The 20,879-nt window shown below is 60.6% G+C and carries 18 protein-coding genes; 13 read left to right on the top strand and 5 right to left on the bottom strand.

Annotation, left to right across the window (positions count from 1 at the left end):
* Window positions 1-104: 104 nt before the first annotated feature.
* Together D8U82_RS24985 and D8U82_RS24980 are read right to left on the bottom strand one after the other, a co-directional pair.
* Complete coding sequence (locus tag D8U82_RS24985; protein WP_016772344.1) at window positions 105-1,058, bottom strand: homoserine kinase; 954 nt, start codon at window positions 1,056-1,058, stop codon at window positions 105-107.
* Window positions 1,059-1,110: 52 nt separating this feature from the next.
* Window positions 1,111-1,401 (bottom strand): DUF2782 domain-containing protein, encoded by a 291-nt coding sequence (locus D8U82_RS24980; RefSeq protein ID WP_016772345.1) that lies wholly within the window; start codon window positions 1,399-1,401, stop codon window positions 1,111-1,113.
* Between the two features lie 74 nt (window positions 1,402-1,475).
* On the opposite strand from D8U82_RS24980, the gene polA reads away from it, so the two are divergent.
* Window positions 1,476-4,280, top strand: a complete 2,805-nt coding sequence (gene polA / locus D8U82_RS24975; protein ID WP_130903180.1) for a DNA polymerase I — start codon at window positions 1,476-1,478, stop codon at window positions 4,278-4,280.
* Window positions 4,281-4,683: 403 nt separating this feature from the next.
* On the opposite strand, the gene yihA is transcribed toward polA, so the two are convergent.
* Window positions 4,684-5,328 (bottom strand): ribosome biogenesis GTP-binding protein YihA/YsxC, encoded by a 645-nt coding sequence (yihA, locus tag D8U82_RS24970; protein ID WP_110599637.1) that lies wholly within the window; start codon window positions 5,326-5,328, stop codon window positions 4,684-4,686.
* 191 nt (window positions 5,329-5,519) lie between these two features.
* Between yihA and D8U82_RS24965 the strand changes: the two genes are divergently transcribed.
* The 7 genes from D8U82_RS24965 (at window position 5,520) to D8U82_RS24930 (ending at window position 12,786) form a co-directional block, all read left to right on the top strand.
* Window positions 5,520-5,825: a c-type cytochrome gene (locus D8U82_RS24965; protein WP_016772347.1), complete on the top strand. Its 306-nt coding sequence runs from the start codon at window positions 5,520-5,522 to the stop codon at window positions 5,823-5,825.
* 30 nt (window positions 5,826-5,855) lie between these two features.
* On the top strand, window positions 5,856-6,467 hold the full coding sequence (locus D8U82_RS24960) for a c-type cytochrome (protein WP_016772348.1): 612 nt from the start codon (window positions 5,856-5,858) through the stop codon (window positions 6,465-6,467).
* A gap of 199 nt (window positions 6,468-6,666) precedes the next feature.
* Window positions 6,667-7,308 carry a thiol:disulfide interchange protein DsbA/DsbL gene (locus D8U82_RS24950; protein ID WP_016772349.1) on the top strand — a complete coding sequence of 214 codons (642 nt, stop codon included), beginning with the start codon at window positions 6,667-6,669 and terminating at the stop codon, window positions 7,306-7,308.
* Between the two features lie 14 nt (window positions 7,309-7,322).
* The gene (locus D8U82_RS24945; RefSeq protein ID WP_024014985.1) at window positions 7,323-8,201 is read left to right on the top strand and encodes an endonuclease/exonuclease/phosphatase family protein; all 879 of its coding nucleotides are present in this window, start codon (window positions 7,323-7,325) and stop codon (window positions 8,199-8,201) included.
* Window positions 8,198-10,213, top strand: coding sequence for a GGDEF domain-containing protein (locus D8U82_RS24940; protein ID WP_130903179.1), 2,016 nt, complete (start codon window positions 8,198-8,200; stop codon window positions 10,211-10,213). The genes D8U82_RS24945 and D8U82_RS24940 overlap by 4 nt, the downstream gene beginning before the upstream one ends.
* Before the next feature lie 101 nt (window positions 10,214-10,314).
* A complete protein-coding gene (locus tag D8U82_RS24935; protein ID WP_130903178.1) occupies window positions 10,315-11,097 on the top strand; it encodes an N-acetylmuramoyl-L-alanine amidase in 783 nt (260 codons plus the stop codon).
* A gap of 75 nt (window positions 11,098-11,172) precedes the next feature.
* The gene (locus D8U82_RS24930; RefSeq protein ID WP_130903177.1) at window positions 11,173-12,786 is read left to right on the top strand and encodes an EAL domain-containing protein; all 1,614 of its coding nucleotides are present in this window, start codon (window positions 11,173-11,175) and stop codon (window positions 12,784-12,786) included.
* On the opposite strand, the gene D8U82_RS24925 is transcribed toward D8U82_RS24930, so the two are convergent.
* Together D8U82_RS24925 and algB are read right to left on the bottom strand one after the other, a co-directional pair.
* Window positions 12,783-14,573, bottom strand: coding sequence for an ATP-binding protein (locus D8U82_RS24925; RefSeq protein WP_130888804.1), 1,791 nt, complete (start codon window positions 14,571-14,573; stop codon window positions 12,783-12,785). The two genes, D8U82_RS24930 and D8U82_RS24925, sit on opposite strands and share 4 nt — an antisense overlap.
* Window positions 14,574-14,583: 10 nt before the next feature.
* On the bottom strand, window positions 14,584-15,930 hold the full coding sequence (gene algB, locus D8U82_RS24920) for a sigma-54-dependent response regulator transcription factor AlgB (protein ID WP_024014980.1): 1,347 nt from the start codon (window positions 15,928-15,930) through the stop codon (window positions 14,584-14,586).
* A gap of 428 nt (window positions 15,931-16,358) precedes the next feature.
* Between algB and D8U82_RS24915 the strand changes: the two genes are divergently transcribed.
* The 5 genes from D8U82_RS24915 to D8U82_RS24890 all read left to right on the top strand — a co-directional run bounded on the left by D8U82_RS24915 (window position 16,359) and on the right by D8U82_RS24890 (window position 20,827).
* Entirely contained in the window at window positions 16,359-16,643 is a 285-nt protein-coding gene (locus D8U82_RS24915; protein WP_024014979.1) for a hypothetical protein, read from the top strand.
* A 74-nt stretch (window positions 16,644-16,717) separates the two neighbouring features.
* On the top strand, window positions 16,718-16,882 hold the full coding sequence (locus D8U82_RS24910) for a DUF1328 domain-containing protein (RefSeq protein ID WP_003177151.1): 165 nt from the start codon (window positions 16,718-16,720) through the stop codon (window positions 16,880-16,882).
* Between the two features lie 2 nt (window positions 16,883-16,884).
* Window positions 16,885-17,349, top strand: a complete 465-nt coding sequence (locus D8U82_RS24905) for an inhibitor of vertebrate lysozyme family protein (RefSeq protein ID WP_016772356.1) — start codon at window positions 16,885-16,887, stop codon at window positions 17,347-17,349.
* A 714-nt stretch (window positions 17,350-18,063) separates the two neighbouring features.
* Window positions 18,064-19,395, top strand: coding sequence for a glutamate/aspartate:proton symporter GltP (gene gltP, locus D8U82_RS24900; protein ID WP_130888803.1), 1,332 nt, complete (start codon window positions 18,064-18,066; stop codon window positions 19,393-19,395).
* A gap of 202 nt (window positions 19,396-19,597) precedes the next feature.
* Window positions 19,598-20,827: a spore maturation protein gene (locus D8U82_RS24890; protein WP_122880234.1), complete on the top strand. Its 1,230-nt coding sequence runs from the start codon at window positions 19,598-19,600 to the stop codon at window positions 20,825-20,827.
* Window positions 20,828-20,879: the final 52 nt, after the last annotated feature.

Below are 20,879 nucleotides of genomic sequence, written 5' to 3'. Positions count from 1 at the left end.
TTTTTAGCGGTAAACACACCCAAAAAGCTTGACCGTGAACAGAGTATCTACAGGGTGTACATCAATCCCTTGTAGGAGCTGCCGAAGGCTGCGATCTTTTGATCTTAAAGGGCGAAAGGCAACGGTGTGCTGACCTTCTGCCGCTGCGCCAGGCGCTGCTCGAATTCCTGCGGATCGTGAATCAACACATCCTGCCCGGCGAACTGCTCGGCGGCGATCAAGCGTGACAGCCAGAACCGCACACAGGCCACACGCAACATCGTTGGCCAGAGCTCAGCCTCCGCCGCCGTGAACGGCCGCAGCGCCGCATAGGCACCGAGAAACGCACGCGCGCGCGGGCCATCGATCACGCCCTCCTCGTCAGAACACCAGTCATTCAAGGCAATTGCCACGTCGTACAGCATCGGCCCCGAGCAGGCGTTGTAGAAGTCGATCAGCCCGGTCAGGTGGGTGCCTTCGAACATGGCGTTGTCGCGGAACAGGTCGGCGTGAATGTTCGCCCGAGGCAGCGCGAGGATCTTGTCTTTGCGCTCGGTGATCTCATCCAGCGCCTTTTGCAGCAAGGCACGCGGCTCATCGCTCAGGTGCGAGAGAAATTCAGTACCTTCTTCCAGCATCCAGTCCAGGCCACGATCGGTCTTGCGCTTGATCATGCGCTCGCCCTGGGTCGCCAGGTGCAGATGCGCCTGCAACTCGCCGACCTGGGCGCAATGCTGGGCGTTGGCGACTTTGATGTGCTTGCCGGACAAGCGCGGTTGCAGCAGCGCCGGTTTGCCTTTGAGCTCACGCAGGGCCAAGCCGTCGGTGGTGCGCAGGGCGTAAGGCACCGGCAGTTCGGCTTCGTGCAGCACGTCGAGCAGGTCGATGAAGAACGGCATCTCTTGCACCGGGCCGCGCTCGACCAGGGTCAGGACAAACTCGCCCTGCTCCAGGCTGATGAAGAAATTGGTGTTTTCGCTGCCGGCGGCGATCCCCTGGAAATCAAGCAGGCGGCCGAGCCCGTAAGGGGCGAGAAAGGTTTCCAGCTCGGGCCGAGCCAGGGGAGTGAACACAGACATGTCTTAACTGCCAGTACGGGCGCCGCAACGGCGGCGCCGGGTGAATTAAAACCTACTTCCATTCGAATATCTTCCATGACGGGATCAGCATATCCGGCTGATCCGAACGGATGAAATTGGCATCCGTCCCGTCGGCGCGCACCAGAAAGTACGGCGGCGCGCCCTTTGGCGTGACTTTGATCGCATACAGGAAACCGTTCTGGCGGTACTCCTCAATGGTCTTGTCGCCCTCCGTGCGGATGGTGACCTCGGGGTCGCCGCCCGGCGCATCATCCGCCGCCATCGCGGCCAGTGGTGAGACAGCGATCAACCCGACCAGCAGCAAGCGATTTAACGTACGCATGATAACCTTGTCCCTTTGTCGTCAACGGTCCCGCTATTCTAGCCCCGGACCCGCCGAAAAGGTTGATCCTGCTCATGAGCCAAGCCCCCCTCGTCCTGGTGGACGGTTCGTCTTACCTGTACCGCGCCTTTCATGCACTGCCACCACTGACCACGTCCAAAGGCCTGCCGACCGGTGCGGTCAAAGGCGTGCTGAACATGCTCAAGAGTCTGCGCAAGCAGTACCCGGACAGCCCCTTCGCCGTAGTGTTCGACGCCAAGGGCGGGACATTTCGCGATGAGATGTACGCCGAATACAAGGCCAACCGACCAAGCATGCCCGATGACATGCGCGTGCAGATCGAGCCGCTGCACCAGAGCGTGATCGCCCTCGGCTTCCCGCTGCTGTGCGTCGACGGCGTCGAGGCCGACGATGTGATCGGCACCCTCGCCCGCAGCAGCGCGGCGGCCGATCGCCCGGTGATCATCTCCACCGGTGACAAGGACATGGCGCAACTGGTCGATGGCCACATTACCTTGGTCAACACCATGTCCGGTAGCTCGATGGATGTGGAGGGCGTTAAGGAGAAATTTGGCGTCGCACCGGATCAGATCATCGATTATCTGGCGCTGATGGGCGATTCGTCCGACAACATTCCGGGCGTGCCGGGCATCGGCCCGAAGACGGCGTCCGGCCTGCTGGTCGGCGTCAACGGCGGCCTGACCGAGCTGTACGCCAACCTCGATATCGTGCCGACCCTGCCGATCCGTGGCGCAAAAAACTTGCCGGCCAAGCTCGAAGAGCACCGGGAGATGGCTTTCCTGTCCTATCAACTGGCGACCATCAAGGTCGATGTGCCGCTGGATATCGGTCTCGATGATCTGCAAATGGGCGCGGAAGACCCGGCCAAACTCTACGAGCTGTACACCCTGCTGGAATTCAAGAGCTGGCTCAATGATCTGGATCGCGATGCCAAGCGTCTGGAACTGAGCGCGGCGGCCGAACCTGCGCCGGCGGGCGATCTGTTCAGCGCCCCGCAAGCCGAGGCACCTGTTGCTCCTGTCGAGGCCGCATACGAAACCATCCTCGATCAGGCCCGCTTCGACGTCTGGCTGGAAAAACTGCGCAACGCCAAACTGATCGCCTTCGACACCGAGACCACCGGCATCGACGCGCAGCAGGCGCAACTGGTTGGCCTGTCGTTCGCCGTACAGGCCAACGAAGCCGCGTACATCCCGCTGACCCATTCCTACATCGGCGTGCCGGAGCAGCTGGATCGCGACACCGTGCTGCGCGCACTCAAGCCGATTCTGGAAGACCCGAACAAACTCAAGGTCGGCCAGCACGCCAAGTTCGACATGAACATTCTGGCCAACTGCGCCATTGGCGGCGATCAGAGTGAAGGCATCAGCGTGCGCGGCATCGCCTTCGACACCATGCTCGAGTCCTACGTACTCAACTCCACCGCAACCCGCCATGACATGGACAGCCTCGCGCAGAAATACCTCGATCACACCACGGTGAGCTTCCAGGACATCGCCGGCAAAGGTGCCAAGCAGCTGACCTTCGACCAGATCGCCCTGGAACAGGCCGGGCCGTACGCCGCTGAAGACGCCGACATCACCCTGCGCCTGCATCAGGCCCTGTTCGACAAGCTCAGCGCGATTCCGAGCCTGGCCAGCGTGCTGACCGACATTGAGATCCCGCTGGTGCCAGTGCTGGCTCGCATCGAACGCCAGGGCGCGTTCGTCGATGCCGAGTTGCTGGGCATTCAGAGCATTGAGCTTGGCAACAAAATGGTCGCGCTGGAGCGTGAGGCCTTCGAAATCGCCGGGGAAGAATTCAACCTCGGCTCGCCGAAGCAGCTGGGCGTGATTCTTTATGAAAAGCTCGGCCTGCCGGTGCTGAAGAAAACCGCCAAAGGCCAGCCGTCCACCGCTGAAGAAGTGTTGGCGAAACTCGCCGAAGACGATCACCGCTTGCCGAAGGTGCTGATGGAGCACCGCTCGATGAGCAAGCTGAAAAGCACTTACACCGATCGCCTGCCGGAGCAGATCAACCCGCGCACCGGGCGCATCCACACCTCGTATCACCAGGCTGTGGCTTCGACCGGGCGCCTGTCCTCCAGTGATCCGAACCTGCAGAACATTCCGGTGCGCACCGCCGAAGGCCGACGCATTCGTCAGGCGTTCGTCGCACCCAAAGGCTACAAACTGCTGGCGGCGGACTATTCGCAGATCGAACTGCGGATCATGGCGCACCTGTCCCGCGACGAAGGCCTGATGAACGCCTTCCGTAACAATCTCGACGTGCACACTGCAACCGCTGCCGAAGTATTCAAGGTCGAGCTCGATCAAGTGACCTCCGACCAGCGCCGCAGCGCCAAGGCGATCAACTTCGGTCTGATCTACGGCATGGGCGCGCAGAAGCTCGGCAAGGACATCGGCGTCGACACCAAGACCGCCAAGGCTTACATCGACACCTACTTCGCCCGTTATCCAGGTGTTCGCGAATACATGGAGCGCACCCGCGCGCAGGCGGCGGATCAGGGTTACGTCGAAACTTTCTTCGGGCGTCGCCTCTACCTGCCGGAGATCAACTCGAACAAGCCGCAAGAACGCGCCGCTGCAGAACGCACAGCGATCAACGCGCCGATGCAGGGCACGGCAGCGGACATCATCAAGAAAGCCATGGTGGCTGTGGATAACTGGCTGACCGCGTCGGGTCTGGACGCGCGGGTCATCCTGCAAGTGCACGACGAACTGGTGCTGGAGGTTCGCGAGGATCTGGTCGAGCAGGTCAGCGCCGAGATTCGTACGCACATGAGCGAAGCGGCGAAACTGGATGTGCCGCTGCTGGTGGAAGTTGGCGTGGGCAACAACTGGGATGAGGCGCACTGAATATTGGCAGAGTTGCCGCGACGCGCCGTCGCGGCAAGCCCGGGAACCGGGCTTAGACCGATAAATGCTTGAGGCTATTCCAAAGCTTTTTGAAAAAAATCTGAACTAATCTGTCGATCGAACACTCAGAGGTACTGAATGGCTGGTGAAGCCCTTCGATGCTCCTATGTTGTGTTAAGTGTTGGCAGATATCTGAACCCCGCCCTAGCGGTTCGGAACTTGAACCCCGGAATTTCTCCCTCCCCAATGAAATCCGGGGCTTTTTTTGCCCAAAAATCGGCTGAAGCGCGGCCATGCTGCGTTAAAAGCATCGCTAAAAAAGCTCATTTAGGTCCCCTAAACTCCGCTTTTTAGCGTTACTCTCGCCTTGCCTGACAGCACCACAGTCAGTTTTGAAATTGTCTTACTCGGCTGCCGCCTCGGCGCCTTTGTCTGCCAGTTCCATCCAGTTGGCCAATACAGTGTAGGCCTCTTCCAGGCCCATGCGTTTTGGGGCGGAGAACAACTGGATGGTGATCGAGTCGCCCCAGCCTTTGCGGATTTCCGACTGTACTTTCAACAAGGTGTTCTTGGCTGCGCCGTAGGTGAGCTTGTCGGCCTTGGTCAGCAGGATGTGCATCGGCATGCCGGCGGCGACGGCCCAGTCGAGCATCAGCAGGTCGAAGTCGGTCATCGGATGGCGGATGTCCATCATCAGAATCAGACCTTTCAAACTCTCCCGACCACCGAGGTAAGCCTCGAGGTGGCGCTGCCAGTGTTGCTTGAGCGGGATCGGTACTTTTGCATAACCGTAGCCCGGCAGGTCGACCAGACGGCGATCATCGTCTAGCTTGAAGAAGTTCAACAGCTGTGTGCGACCCGGAGTTTTCGAGGTGCGCGCCAGGCTGGCGTGGGTCAGGGTGTTCAGCGCGCTGGATTTGCCAGCGTTGGAACGACCGGCAAACGCCACTTCGAAGCCTTCGTCGTCTGGGCATTGATCGACTTTGGCGGCACTGAGCATGAACGTGGACTGTTGGCACAGGCCGAGGATGGGATTCTTGAGTTGCATGGGATTTCCGATGTGGGCGGCGCCGGGATTGGGCGCGGAACGCGGTGTCGCTTCCGTTTCAGTGACGCCAGTATATAATGCCGCAGATTTTGTGTGTGCTTTGTCCCAGCGAAGGATGAAGTTCACGAGAGCGACAGACTTTGAATGCGCATTAGAACGCAGAACGCTCTCAACCCTGAAAAGGTCGTTTTATGACGAAATGGCTGCTGGCTGCCGGAGTCTTGATGCCGCTTTACAGCGCACAGGCTACACAGGATCCGGAAGCTGTGTACAACCGTGTTTGTGGTGCCTGTCATTCCGGCCAACTACCCATGGCGCCCGCAAGAGGCGATCAGGAAGCTTGGACGCCGAGGTTGGCGAAAGGTATGGGGACGCTGGTGCAACACGTGACCCAGGGTTTCAAGGCGATGCCGCCGCGTGGTTTGTGCATGGACTGCAGTGCCGAGGATTACCAGGCCATCATCCTTTGGATGAGCGAGAGTAAGCCCGGTCCATAACTTAACCCTTAGCCGTAGTTGGATTAGCTGATGAACAAATTGATCGTGAGTCTGCTGTTGACCGTGGGAATTTCAGGTGTCGCCCATGCTGCCGGCGATGCCGCAGCAGGCCAGGCCAAAGCTGCCGTGTGCGGAGCCTGCCACGGCCCGGACGGCAACAGCATGGCGCCAAACTTTCCGAAACTGGCAGGTCAAGGTGAACGCTACCTCGACAAGCAATTGCACGACATCAAGTCGGGCAAGCGCGTGGTGCTGGAAATGACCGGGCTGCTGACCAACCTGAATGACCAGGATCTGGCCGACATCGCTGCGTACTTCGCCAGCCAGAAAGGCAGCGTCGGCGCCGCCGATCCGAAGATCGTCGCTCGCGGTGAAGCGCTGTTCCGTGGCGGCAATCTGGAAAAAGGTCTGCCAGCCTGCACCGGCTGCCACTCGCCGAACGGCTCCGGCAATGCCGCCGCAGGCTTCCCGCACCTGGGTGGCCAGCACGCTCAATACATCGCCAAGCAACTGACCGATTTCCGCAAGGAAGACGGCGGTCGCGCCAACGACGGCGACGCAATGACCATGCGCACCATCGCACGCAAGCTGAGCGACGAAGACATCGCTGCGGTTTCCAGCTACATCCAGGGCCTGCACTGAGGCCCTGAATCGAGGGCTGAGCGAGGCGCGCAGCGCCGGTCACGTTAACGCTCGATTAATCCTTCGCAGCAAGTATAAAAAGGGTGGCTTTGGCCGCCCTTTTTTGTGGCCGCTGCCGTTACACTACAGCACTCATGCCCGCCAGGATCTGTGTCGAAACAGGTCGAGCGAGGCGACCCAAATTGTTCAGGAGTAAAGCATGCGTAATCTGATCATCAGCGCCGCCCTCGTCGCTGCCAGCCTGTTCGGCGTCACTGCCCAGGCCGCTGAAGCCCCTGCCGCCCCTTACGTCGAACTGGCCAACCCGGTGCCGGTGGCAAAGCCTGGCAAAATCGAAGTGGTCGAGCTGTTCTGGTACGGCTGCCCGCATTGCTACGCTTTTGAGCCAGTGATCAATCCATGGGTTGAAAAACTGCCGTCCGACGTCAACTTCGTGCGCATTCCCGCCATGTTCGGCGGCCCATGGGATGCTCACGGCCAGATGTTCCTGACTCTGGAAGCCATGGGTGTCGAGCATCAGGTGCACAACGCCGTGTTCAACGCGATCCAGAAAGAACACAAGAAGCTCACCGACAAGAACGACATGGCTGACTTCCTCGCCACTCAAGGCGTGGACAAGGACAAGTTCCTCGCCACTTTCGACTCGTTCGCAATCAAAGGCCAGATCGTCAAGGCCCGTGAGCTGGCGAAGAAGTACGAAATCACTGGCGTGCCAACCATGATCGTCAATGGTAAATACCGCTTCGACATCGGCTCTGCCGGTGGTGCCGAGCAAGCATTGAAGCTGGCTGACGATCTGGTCGCCAAAGAGCGAGCGGCTAACAAGGCTGCTGCCAACTAAGCGCGGCATTCGCCATGCGCCGCTGGAAGTCCGAACGCATCGTTGGCCTGCATGATCCGCAGGTCAACGAGCATCATCTGGCGTCTACGGGCCTGCCCGCAGACCAGCGTCTGCGCTTGCTCAGTTTCAACATTCAGGTCGGCATCAGCACCGAGCGCTATCGGCATTACCTGACCCGCAGCTGGCAGCATCTGCTGCCGCACACCGGGCGTTCCGGCAATCTGCAGAAGATCGGTGACCTGCTCGGCGACTTCGATCTGGTCGCGCTGCAGGAAGCCGATGGCGGCAGCCTGCGCTCGGGCTACGTCAATCAGGTCGAACACCTGGCCCACCTCGGCGCCTTTCCCTACTGGTATCAACAACTCAATCGCAACCTCGGTCGACTGGCCCAGCACAGCAATGGCGTGCTCAGTCGCCTGAAGCCGTGGGCGATCGAGGATCACCCGCTGCCCGGTCCGAAAGGTCGCGGCGCGATCCTGCTGCGTTTCGGCGAAGGTCCGGAAGCGCTAGTGGTGGTAATGATGCACCTGGCCCTCGGCGCGCGGACGCGCAGCCTGCAACTGGCCTACATTCGTGATTTGATCAGCGGGTACAAGCATCAGGTGCTGATGGGCGATATGAATACCCATGCCAGCGACCTGCTCGAACACTCGCCGCTACGCGATCTCGGCCTGCTGGCCCCGCAGGTGGAAGCGACCTTCCCCAGCTGGCGCCCACAGCGTTGCCTTGATCATATTCTGCTCAGCCCGACCCTGACCCTGGAAAAGGTCGAGGTGCTGGCCCAGCCCATTTCCGATCACCTGCCGGTCGCGGTGGAAATTCGTCTGCCGGGTTCGCTCACGGCTGACGCATTGCCCGCGTTGAGCCCTGCCCCTCGCGGAACCTGTGAATGAGCGACGACGCCCAGCGCTGGAAAGAGAAGTACCTCAAGAGCATCGAACAGCAGGACAAGCTCGAACGCCGCTGGGCCGCGCGACTCGACCTGCTGCGGCGCGGTCTGGTGCGCAGCACGCTGGCGGCCGAGGGCACCGACAAGGTCGTCGATCAGTGCATGAAGGAAATGCGCGAAGTCGTGCGCACCGATGACATGGACGCCGGCCTCGCCGCCCTGCTGCCGCGTCTGGAAAAAGCCGTGCTCGACTCCGAGCAGCGCCGTGAAACGCGCATTGATCAGGTCAGCACCGCACTGACCGCGCTGGTCACCCAGTTGCAGGCTTTGCCGCTGCCGCGCGAAGTCGCGCAACCGCTGAAGAAATTCGCCAAACAACTGGACAGCCGCGTCGGTCAGGCACGGGAAATGCCGCTGCTGTTGAGCGAACTCAGTGGCTTGCAGGGCAAGGCCTTGAGTCAGTTGGAAACGCCTGCCGAGCCGGGGCGGCCGGGGTTGTTGCAGCGTTTGTTTGGTAGTCGCGACAGTGAAGAAGCCGTTGCACCGGCGGCCGACATACCAGCAACACCAGTGCCGCAACCGGTCGAAGCCCGACAATCTGAACCGGAGCCTGTGCAATCGGCACCGGTGGCCCAAGCTGAGCCAGCGATCGCAGCGCCCGAGACCGTCATCGAGGCGCCTGTCCAGACGCCGCCTGATGAGCCGCAAGTCGTTGCGTTCGCTACGCCTGTGGTCGCCGTTGAAGCCGAGCCAACGCAGGTTGAGCCAGCAGCTGACACCGAGATAACCGTCGCTGCGCAAGCAACCGAAGCACTCAACCCCGACGAACTGATCCACCCCGGCGATCCGTCGCCGCTGCTCCTCGACAGCCTGCCCCTGCCCGAACCGATTGCTCAGGCCTTGGCCGCCATCGACCCGGAGCAGTCGGAACACGACATCCTCTTCGCGCTGCCGGATTCCCCGGAGCCGTCCTACAGCTCCGTAGCCAGACATATCGAAGACACGCTGATCGGCCTGCTCGACGACCTGACCCTGCCCGAGCGCCACCGGCCGCAAGCCGAAGCCATGCGCGAACGGCTCAAACACGGACTGAACTGGTACGAACTGCTGCCGATCCTCGACGATCTCGCAACCTTGATGCTGGCGATTACCGACAGCGGTCAGCACGAATTCGAAGCCTATCTGCAGCAACTCAACGAACGCCTCGAAGCGTTTCAGAGCAATCTGCAAGCGGCCAGCGAAGGGCATGCCGACAACAGCTCGGCGGCGCGGGCCATGGACACGCAGATTCGCGAGCAGGTCGACGGCTTGCAGAGCAGCGTCCAGCAAGCGGCGGACCTCGATGACCTCAAGCATGTGCTGGAGAATCACCTGGAAGGCCTGCTGGGAACGATGGACCAGCACCAGAAACAGCGCGACGCCCGAGAGCAGGAAGTCGCCGCCAGGTTGAAGAGCCTGTCGGAGCGGGTGGCGCATATGGAGCAGGAAGCCATGGGCTTCCGTGAACACCTTGAAGAGCAGCGGCAGAAAGCCCTGATCGATCCGTTGACCGGCCTGCCCAACCGTGCGGCGTGGAGCGAACGCCTTGAGCATGAAATCCAGCAATGGCAGCAGCACGGCAACACCCTCAGCCTGGCCATGCTCGACCTCGATCACTTCAAGCGGATCAACGACAGCTATGGCCATCTGGCCGGCGACAAAGTGCTGAAGATCATCGCCACGGTATTGCGCAAACGCCTGCGCGGCTCGGATTTCATCGCCCGTTTCGGCGGTGAGGAGTTCGTGCTGTTGCTGCCCGCGACGCCACCAGCGGTGGGCGCGAAACTGCTGGAAACCCTGCGCGCGGCGATCGAAGCCTGCCCGTTTCATTTCAAGGGCGAGCGAGTGACTATCACCATTTCCATGGGACTCGCGTCATTCCGGGTGGGAGAACACAGCGATCTGGTGCTGAAAAGAGCCGATCAGGCGCTGTACCGAGCAAAAAACGCCGGGCGCAACCGAGTCGAGCTCGGCTAAGGCAATTGTTCCATTTTGTTTAAATCCGCCCGCTGGCGGACTCTGAGCAAATCCGTACGTTACACTGTTGCATTATCGTTTTCAGCGTATCGTCCTCTGCCATGAAATTCCTTGCCCTTGTTGCCTCGCTGCTCGTCCTCGCTGGTTGCGCCAGCGGTCCGCGCTATGACACCAGCCACCCTTCGGCCAATTACGACAGCCGCATCCAGTTCGTTGTGGTGCATTACACCTCGGCGTCGCTGGAGCGTTCGCTGCAATTGCTGACCCATGGCGACGTCAGTAGCCATTACCTGATCGGCGATGACAAGAGCGCCACCGTGTACAAGCTGATGGACGAAAACCAGCGCGCCTGGCACGCCGGCGAAAGTCAGTGGCAGGGCCGTACCTGGCTGAACTCCAGTTCCATCGGCATCGAAATCGTCAATCCCGGCTACAAGGACACCCCGACGGGGCGCCTGTGGTATCCGTACAGCGAAGCGCAGATCGAATCGTTGATCACCCTGCTCAAGGACATCAGCAAACGCAACGGCATCAGCCCGCGGCACATCATCGGTCACAGCGACATCGCGCCGTTGCGCAAGCTTGATCCGGGGCCACTGTTTCCGTGGAAACGTCTCGCCGCCGAAGGCCTTGGCCTGTGGCCGAACGAGCAAGCGGTGGCGCGTCAGCAGGCTATTTTTAACAGCAACCCGTTGCCGGAGATCGGCTGGTTCCAGGCGCAACTCGCGCGTCTGGGTTACGACACGCCGCAGACCGGCGAGCTGGACGTCGCCACGCGCCACGTCCTCGCCGCGTTCCAGATGCATTACCGCCCTGCCCGCTTCGACGGCACTCCGGATGCGCAAACCGCAGCACTTCTTTTGGTCCTCAATCAGACAAAATAATGACGCCCGCCCGACGGTCAGGGCGAAATCGCAATCAGCAGCTATAACTCATGGTAATTCTTCGGAAAATCCCTTATGGCTGCGACCCGAGAGACGCTGCGTAGCTGGTTTTATCGCCCTGTTTTTTTGGCGATGATCGCGGCTGTCCTCAGCGCCAGCCTGCTGATCGCCGGCGGTATGTTCGCGGCGATGCGCCAGTTGGAAATGCGCGAGAGCCAGGAAATGAACGCCCAAGGCGAGCGTTTCCTCGCGCGCCTCGAACAATTGTTCGGCCAGTTGCGCGAAAGTCTCGACGACCTTGAAGCCCAGCCCTTGCGCGGCTGCGACGAAGAAATGATCGCGACTCTGCAGCAAGTCACCTTCAACTACCGCTTCGTCTACGAAGCCGCGTACATGGACGCCTCGCGGTTCTGCTCCAACCGTCCGCGCCAGGAAGGTCTGTCGTTGGTGCGCGCGCCGGACATTCAGGGCCCGACCTACAGCTATTGGCTGAACACCACCACCGAGCCCGATGAAAACCGCGCGGCGCTGATGCTCGGTCGCGGCAACTTTCGTGTCGCTACCTCGCGCGGGCATTTGACCGACATGGTCGATCTTTCGCCCGGCAGCAGCCTGCTGGTGGTACTCGATCACGGCACTCGCGCGATTCCGGTGCTCGGCACCGCACAGACCTGGCCACCGACCGAACCCTGGCCACCGAAGAGCCCTAATGCGCTGCAAGTCACGCAAACGCGGCTGATCTATCGCATGCCCACCGACAACCCGGAATATCAATTGGTGCTGATTACGCCGCGCACGGGCATGCACGTCCCGGCGGTGTGGTGGTGGCTGTTGCCGGTGTGCCTGATCGCCGGGGCCGTTGTCGGCTTTCTGACCTTACTATTGGTGCGTCAGCGCCAGTCGCTGGATGCCGAGCTGCACGGGGCGATCCGCCGGGGTGAGTTGCAGGTGCTGTATCAGCCGATCTTCGATCTCGACAGCCGCAACTGCGTCGGCGCCGAAGCGCTGCTGCGCTGGCGGCGCCCGGACGGCACGCTGACCAGCCCCGACCTGTTCATTCCCATGGCGGAGAACACCGGGCAGATCCGGCAGATGACCGACTTCGTCTTGCAGCGTCTGCTCGAACAGCTGGGGCAGCTGCTGCGCGCCAATCCGCAGCTGTATATCTCGGTGAACCTCGCGGCCTGCGATGTCATGGTGCCGCGCATCGGCCAGGTCATGGCGCGGCTGCTCGCGCTGCACCGTGTCGCCGCGCGGCAGATAGCCTTCGAAGTCACCGAGCGGGGCCTGATTGATGTGGTGGTGGCGCGGGAAAACCTGCAAGCCTTGCGCGACGTCGGCCATCAGGTGCTGATCGATGATTTCGGCACCGGCTATTGCAGCCTCGCCTATCTGCAGACCTTGCCGGTGGACTGCCTGAAGATCGACAAGGCGTTCATCGATGCGCTCGGCCATGACGCGGCGAGCAGCGGCGTCGCTCCGCACATCATTCACATGGCGCAGGCGCTGGATCTGAAAGTGATTGCCGAAGGCATCGAGCTGGAATCCCAGGCAGCACTGCTCAGCAGTGAGGGGGTCAAGTTCGGTCAGGGCTGGCTGTTCGCTCACGCACTGAGCGCCGTGCAGTTCATTGAACTGATCACCCGTGGACGACGCCTGGCCGGACGGCGTATGGACGATGAAGCCTAAACGGCCAGCGCCATGTAGAACTGGGTGCCCTGCCCCGGCCGCGAATAAACGCCCATGCGCCCGCCGTGCAACTGGACGATTTCCTTGCACAGCGCCAGACCGAGGCCGGCGCCGCCCTTCTTGCGCCCGACCTGCACGAACGGTTCGAAGATCCGCCCCTGCTGGCCGTAGGCAATGCCTTCGCCATTGTCTTCGACGCTGATGATGACCCGCTCGCCATGCCGGCGCGCTTGCAGCCGGATCTGCCCGTCGCGGGCAGTGTGCCGCAGGGCGTTGTCGATCAGGTTGTCGAGGACGCGATCAAGTTGCGCCTGATCAGCCTGCAACCTCGGCAGCGGGCCTTGAATCTCGATGTTCAGCGCAACACCTTTGGCAGCAGCCACGTCGGCAAAGCGCAGCTGCGCCTGCTCCAGCAGGTCCTCAATGGAACATGGCGCCAGAGTGAGTTTCTGTAGGCCGTTCTGGTAGCGCGAGAAATTCAGCAGGTCGTTGATCAACTGCATCAGGCGCTGCATTTCTTCGTTGACCGTATCCAGCAGGTCGGCTTCGCGCGATTCCGCCGGGAACTTGGCCCGCTCGCGAAACAGCCCGAAGGCCATGTGCATGCCTGTGACCGGCGTGCGCAGTTCATGGGAAGCGCGCAAGACGAACTCACTGCGCACGCGCTCGAACGCGCGTTGCTCGGTAACGTCGTGCAGCACCATCACCGCGCCGAGAATATGCCCCTGGGTATGACTGACCGGCGTCAGACTGTAGGTCAGCAGGCGCGATTCGCCATCGACTTCGATGCTCAGATCTTCCGGCGCGCGCTCCAGCGTGCCGCCGCGCAGGACCAATTGCAATTGCGCATCCAGCTCCGGACGGCCGAGTGCAGTACCCAGGCCTTGGCCGAGCCGGTCGTCTTCCCAGCCCAACTGGCGCTGAGCCACGGGGTTGAGGTGTTCGAGCTGGCCCTGGCGGTCGATCATCAGCAAGCCATCGTCGATGCTGTCGAGCACCGCTTGCAAACGCTGCTGACCGGCCAACAGTTCGTCGACATTCATCGCTTGGTGTTCGCGCAACGCTTCGGCCATCAGGCCGAAGCGTCGCGACAACAGGTTGACTTCCATGGCCGTGGAAATCGGCAGGGTCACGTCATAGTTGCCCTGGCCGATATTGTCGGCAGCCTTGGCCAGCGCTTCGATCGGTGCGCCGAAACGTCGGGCGATGCCCTGGGCGGTGACGAAACCGATGATCAGCACCGCCAGTCCGACCAGGCCAAGCAGCCCGGCAATCAGCAACGCGCGTTCACGGGCAGCGTGTTGGACCGCGTTGATGGTTTCCAGCGCATGTTTGTGCTCAGCAATCAGGCCATTACGCAGAATGTTGAAGCGCTCGCGGAAATCCGCAGTGGTACTGGCGTTCTTCGCCGCTTCGGCAGTCACGTCGAATGAGGCGAGGAAGTTCAGGTAGTCGGCCTTGGCCTGGCGGAAACCGTAAGGCTGGTCATCGCCCTCCGGCTGCTGGGCGATGCCTTGGTCGAGCAACTCGAAGTAGTGCTGCTTGGACGCTTCGAACGCAACGGGATCGGGTTTTTCGGCGAGCATGATGATCAATTGATCACCGAGGGTCTGGCGCAGCTTGAGGCCCAGATCCAGGGTGACGAAGTTGCTGCGCACCAGCGCTTCCTGTGACCCGGCCATCTGCATCACGCTGACCAGCCCGAGCAAGAGCCCGAGCAAGGCCACGGTGATCAACGCAGAAATGCTCAGGAACAGGCGCGTGCGCAGCTTGATCGCCAGTTTCATCGCGCAGTGCTCACAGGTTGTACTGCTTGCGTTTGCGATACAGGGTCGAGGCGTCGATGCCGAGGGTTTTCGCCGCTTGGTCCAGGGTGCCGGCGGTGGCCAGCACCGCGCCGATGTGCGCTTTCTCCAGCTCGTCCAGGCTCAGTGCCGCGCCGACCCGTGGCGCGTTGTTGGCCGGTTGTTCGGCCATGCCCAGGTGGCTGATTTCCACGCGTTCCTGCGGGCAGATGATACTGGCCCGCTCGACCACGTTGCGCAGTTCGCGAATATTGCCCGGCCAGCGATAACCGAGCAGCGCTTCGCGCGCCTCATCGCTGAAGCCGCGCGCTGGGCGTGCGTACTCTTTGACGAAGCGTGCGAGGAAGCGATCGGCAAGGGTCAGGATGTCTTCGGCGCGCTCGCGCAACGGCGGCAGATGCAGGGTGATGACGTTGAGACGATAGAGCAGGTCTTCGCGGAAACGGCCGTCGCGGACCATGTCTTCGAGGTTGAGGTTGGTGGCGGCAAGGATGCGCACATCGGCGCGGCGAGTGACCGGATCGCCGACCCGCTCGTATTCCTTGTCCTGGATGAAGCGCAGCAACTTCGGTTGCAAAGTCAGGGGAAAGTCGCCGATCTCGTCGAGAAACAGCGTGCCGCCGTCCGCCTGGTTGACTCGACCCAGCGTGCTTTCGCTGGCGCCGGTAAACGCGCCACGGCTATGGCCAAACAGCTCGCTTTCCATCAGCTCGGCAGTCAGCGACGGGCAGTTGATAGTGACGCAGGATTTCTTCTCGCGCTTGCTCCAGCCGTGGATCGCACGGGCCAGTTCACCTTTACCGGTGCCGGACTCGCCAAGGATAAGAATGTTGGCGTCGGTGCTTGCGACCTGCCGGGCCGTTTCCAGCACGACTTTCATCGCCGGGCTGTGGGAATCAAGGCCGTCTTTCGGTTTGCGGATCTCGCCTTCCAGCGCTTCGAGCCGCGCGGAGAGCTGGCGCACTTCCAGCTGCTTGGCGGTGGCCAGGCGCAGTTGATCAGGGCTGCACGGCTTGACCAGATAATCGGCGGCGCCGGCCTGGATGGCATCAACGGCGGTGTCGACCGCCGAATGGGCGGTGACGATCACTACGCGCATCCACGGCGCCTGAATGCGCATCTGCGCGAGGACGTCGAGACCGTTGTCCTCGCCCAGGCGCAAATCAAGGAAGCACAGATCGAAGACCTGACGTTGCAGCAAAGCATCGGCCTGGGCTGCGCTATTGGCGGTGGCTACCGTATAGCCTTCGTCTTCGAGGCAATAACGAAACGTACGCAGGATGGCGGATTCATCGTCCACCAGCAGAATGCGGCCTTGTTGCTCAGTGGCAGATTCCATTTTTCCTACGCTCCATAGTGATTAGTCTTGGGTTAGTCCCGGAAAAATCGGGCAAGTTGCATGGTTGATTCTGAACGATACCAGCCATAGGAGGGTAGCTCTCTACTGCCATAACGGCCAATTCATTGATTTCGTTGAGTTTTAAAACATTCTGCGTTTTGCAGGGCAGATCCTGCGTCCTCTTCTGACATCTGCGTACCGGTAGCAATTCCATATCATCGAAATTTCCCACGAAATAATCGTGCATTGCGCACGACCGCAGAAGAGCCATCGTGCAGGATGCGTCTTAGGAAATTTCTCAACCACGTATAAGTCATTGTTTTCAGTGGTTTTTTCACAGATGAAAAAACTGGCATGCAGGCTGCAATACCTCACTCAGCCCGGGCAGAACAGCACTGCCCCAACCGAACAAGCGTGAGGAACACAGGATGACTCGCCCAATCGCCGCCCAAGTACGTATTTCGCCACTGCAGATCCAGCAAGGTCTGTTCGGTGTACTGGCGTTGCTGATCACCCTGATCGTCTGCCAGCAGTACATGAGCTGGGAAAACAGCCGTAAACCCGAGCCACTGATTTCGATGCAGCACAGCACTCAAACGCACTTCAGTGCCGTGAGCAGCAGCCAGGCCGAGAACGCTTCGATGCACATGATCGATGTCGACCAGGCGCAACCGCTGGATCAATTGCCACGGGAAGAGCGCTGGGTTTTCTAAGCCTTTGAACACATTCAGGCGCGTAGCGCCGGAAACCGGAAACACCCCTAAATAGAGAAGTAAGGAGAATCACCATGTTGAGCTGGGCAATTACATTCTTGATCATTGCCATCATCGCCGCCGTTCTGGGCTTCGGTGGTATCGCGGGCACCGCCACGGGTATCGCCAAGATTCTCTTTGTCGTGTTCCTGGTGATGTTCATCGCTTCCTTCTTCTTTGGCCGTCGCGGCCGAGGTTAACGATGATCGGTCTCAAGACATTGGCCGCCGCCCTGCTTCTGGGCGGCAGTGCCATGGCCATGGCGGCCAATGACGGCCAGACCCGGGTCAACGAACTGCTCGCCTCCGACGCGCAGTACCGTGAAACCTGGGAAGGCGTGATCAAAAAGGAAGAGCGCGTACCGGAATGGGTGATCAACCTGTCCGGCACCTCCGAACAACAGATGCATGCCGTTACGGAAGATGGCGATCAGTATCTGGTCGGTCCGCTCTGCGAGAGTCAGGACAAGTGTCTGAATCACCGCTTGATCGTGGCCTTCAGCTTCGACAAGGATGACGCCTACGCCATGCTGGTCGATGTGCCGGAAGGTCTGCCGCAGGACAAGTCGCCGACGCGACACGCGACTTATCGCTTCTTCGGCAAACCTGATCAGGGCATGCAGGATCTGCTGATGGAAACCCTGAAGAAAGATCCGAAGTGGTACTGACGCAGGACGCGCAACGGTTTCGAACACGAAAGCAGCGCCCCGCTGCTTTCCATTGCACCGCCCGATGAGGGTCGGTGCATGACCAGGGGGCCGGGATGTTCTGACTGATACAGGGTCGGAGTGACCTACGGGTACAGGGAGTACCTGCGCAAGGGCCGGGTCAGGGTAAAAGCTGCGCCGCAGGTTCGTCGACCCGGTGGTCTGACGAATCTGCGCTGGGCTTTGAATTCGCTAAAACATTGATCCAGCACGCCAAATTCCTTTTTCAATCGTCAACACTGCGAGGAAAACATTTCGCGGTGTTTCCTGGCGACCGTATATCGACAAAGATCGCGCTCGTTCCGTGTGACTTCTAGTCTTGCGATTCAGACTTTTTCCGGAAATTTCCGCCGGTTTTCCCTGTGCAAAATTTAACCAGCCTACGCTGTAATGGCCGGTTCACGGCACTTATGCCGGCACAAATGTCACAATCGAACCGCTTGGGACGCCAGTTTCAAATGAAAAAGCTCATGCCGATTAGGCATAGGGTAGGCGTTTACGGCATTAGACGGCGCCACCTTGCATCGGAATAGTTGCGCCTTTTTTCGCCTGCCGAAGAGCCGTAAACACGCACTTCGGGGCACCTTATACGGAGGCAGATGCACAGACTTTTCCGCTGATGAGCGTTCCAGTTCCTGCATGTGCCTGAGTCAAACGCAAGTAAGGGTAAAGATAATGAAGAAGGCAAAAATCAGCCTCGCCTGGCAGATCCTCATCGGTCTGGTTCTAGGGATTGCAATTGGTTCGTTGCTCAACCACTTCAGTGCTGAAAAGGCCTGGTGGATCAGCAACGTCCTGCAACCGGCAGGCGATATCTTTATCCGTCTGATCAAGATGATCGTGATCCCGATCGTCATTTCCTCGCTGATCGTCGGCATCGCTGGCGTCGGCGACGCCAAGAAACTCGGGCGTATCGGCCTGAAGACCATCATCTATTTCGAGATCGTCACCACCATCGCCATCGTTGTCGGTCTGGTGCTGGCCAACGTGTTCCATCCGGGCACCGGCATCGACATGAGCACTCTGGGCACGGTCGACATCTCGAAGTACCAGGCGACCGCCGCCGAAGTGCAGCATGAACATGCATTCATCGAAACCATCCTCAACCTGATCCCGTCGAACATCTTCGCGGCCATGGCCCGCGGCGAAATGCTGCCGATCATCTTCTTCTCCGTACTGTTCGGGCTCGGCCTGTCGAGCCTGCAGTCGGACCTGCGCGAGCCGCTGGTGAAGATGTTCCAGGGCGTTTCGGAAAGCATGTTCAAGGTCACCCACATGATCATGAACTACGCCCCGATCGGCGTGTTCGCACTGATCGCGGTGACCGTGGCCAACTTCGGCTTCGCCTCGCTGCTGCCGCTGGCGAAACTGGTGATCCTGGTTTACGTCGCCATCGCCTTCTTCGCCTTCGTCGTGCTGGGCCTGATCGCCAAGCTGTTCGGCTTCTCGGTGCTCAAGCTGATGCGCATCTTCAAGGATGAGCTGGTACTGGCCTACTCCACCGCCTCCTCGGAAACCGTGCTGCCACGGGTGATCGAGAAGATGGAAGCCTACGGCGCGCCGAAAGCCATCTGCAGCTTTGTGGTACCGACCGGTTACTCGTTCAACCTCGACGGCTCGACCCTGTACCAGTCGATTGCGGCGATCTTCATTGCCCAGCTGTATGGCATTGACCTGTCGATCAGCCAGCAACTGCTGCTGGTGTTGACGCTGATGGTCACCTCCAAAGGCATCGCCGGCGTACCGGGCGTGTCCTTTGTAGTGCTGCTGGCGACTCTGGGCAGCGTCGGCATCCCGCTTGAAGGCCTGGCGTTCATCGCCGGTGTCGACCGCATCATGGACATGGCCCGTACCGCACTGAACGTGATCGGTAATGCTCTGGCGGTGCTGGTCATCGCGCGCTGGGAAGGCATGTACGACGACGCCAAGGGCGAGCGCTACTGGAACTCCCTGCCGCACTGGCGCAGCAAGGAAAAACTGCCGGCTGGCGAAATTTCCAAGAACTGATGCAAAACCCTGTGGGAGCGAGCCTGCTCGCGAAGACGGTGTATCAATCTACAGAGATGTTGAATGTGCCGGCCTCTTCGCGAGCAGGCTCGCTCCCACAGTGATTGATGCACGCCCCACCAACGAACCCCGGAGCAATCCGGGGTTTGTCGTTTCTGGCGACCCCGCTATCATTCGCCGCATTCTTCGGGGGATTTGACTGATGCTTAATGGCCTGTGGCTTGGCTTCTTCATCGTTGCAGCCGTGTCGGCGCTGGCGCAGTGGCTGATCGGCGGCAACGCCGGGATCTTCGCGGCGATGGTGGAAAGCATTTTCGCCATGGCCAAGCTGTCGGTCGAAGTCATGGTGCTGCTGTTCGGCACCCTCACCCTGTGGCTGGGCTTTCTGCGCATCGCCGAAAAGGCCGGGATCGTCGAGTGGCTGGCCAAGGTCCTCGGCCCGCTGTTTCTGCGGCTGATGCCGGAAGTCCCGCCCGGCCACCCTGCCCTTGGCCTGATCACGCTGAATTTCGCCGCCAACGGCCTCGGCCTGGACAACGCCGCCACGCCGATTGGCCTGAAAGCCATGAAAGCGTTGCAGGAGCTCAATCCCAGCGCCACCATCGCCAGCAACGCGCAGATCCTCTTTCTGGTGCTCAATGCCTCGTCGCTGACCCTGCTGCCCGTGACCATTTTCATGTACCGCGCCCAGCAAGGCGCGCCGGATCCGACGCTGGTGTTCCTGCCGATTCTGCTGGCGACCAGTTGCTCGACTATCGTCGGTTTCCTCTCCGTAGCTTTCATGCAACGCCTGCGCATCTGGGACCCGGTGGTCCTCGCCTATCTGCTGCCCGGCGCGCTGATCCTTGGCGGCTTCATGGCCCTGCTCGGCACGCTTTCCGCGACAGCGCTGGCGGGATTGTCGTCGATCCTCGGCAATCTCACGCTGTTCGGCCTGATCATGCTGTTTCTGCTGATCGGCGCGCTGCGCAAGGTCAAGGTGTACGAGGCGTTCGTCGAAGGCGCGAAAGAAGGCTTTGATGTGGCAAAGAACCTCTTGCCGTATCTGGTGGCGATGCTCTGTGCGGTTGGCGTGCTGCGCGCCTCTGGTGCGCTGGATTTCGGCCTGGACGGCATTCGCCATCTGGTCGAGTGGGCCGGCTGGGACACGCGCTTCGTCGATGCGCTGCCGACGGCGATGGTCAAACCGTTCTCCGGCAGCGCCGCACGGGCGATGCTCATCGAGACCATGCAGACTTCCGGCGTCGACAGCTTCCCGGCGCTGGTCGCGGCGACGGTGCAGGGCAGTACCGAAACCACGTTCTATGTGCTGGCGGTGTACTTCGGCGCGGTGGGCATTCAGCGCGCACGGCACGCGGTGGGGTGTGCGTTGCTGGCGGAGTTTGCCGGAGTGGTGGGCGCTATCGGGGTCTGCTACTGGTTCTTCGGCTGAGCAAAATCCCCATGTGGGAGCGAGCCTGCTCGCGAAGTCGGAGTGTCAGTCA

Origin of the sequence: Pseudomonas sp. Sample_23 (assembly GCF_004307595.1) — a bacterium.
Classification (GTDB): Bacteria; Pseudomonadota; Gammaproteobacteria; order Pseudomonadales; family Pseudomonadaceae; genus Aquipseudomonas; species Aquipseudomonas atacamensis.
This window is presented reverse-complemented; position numbering and strand designations above follow the sequence as displayed.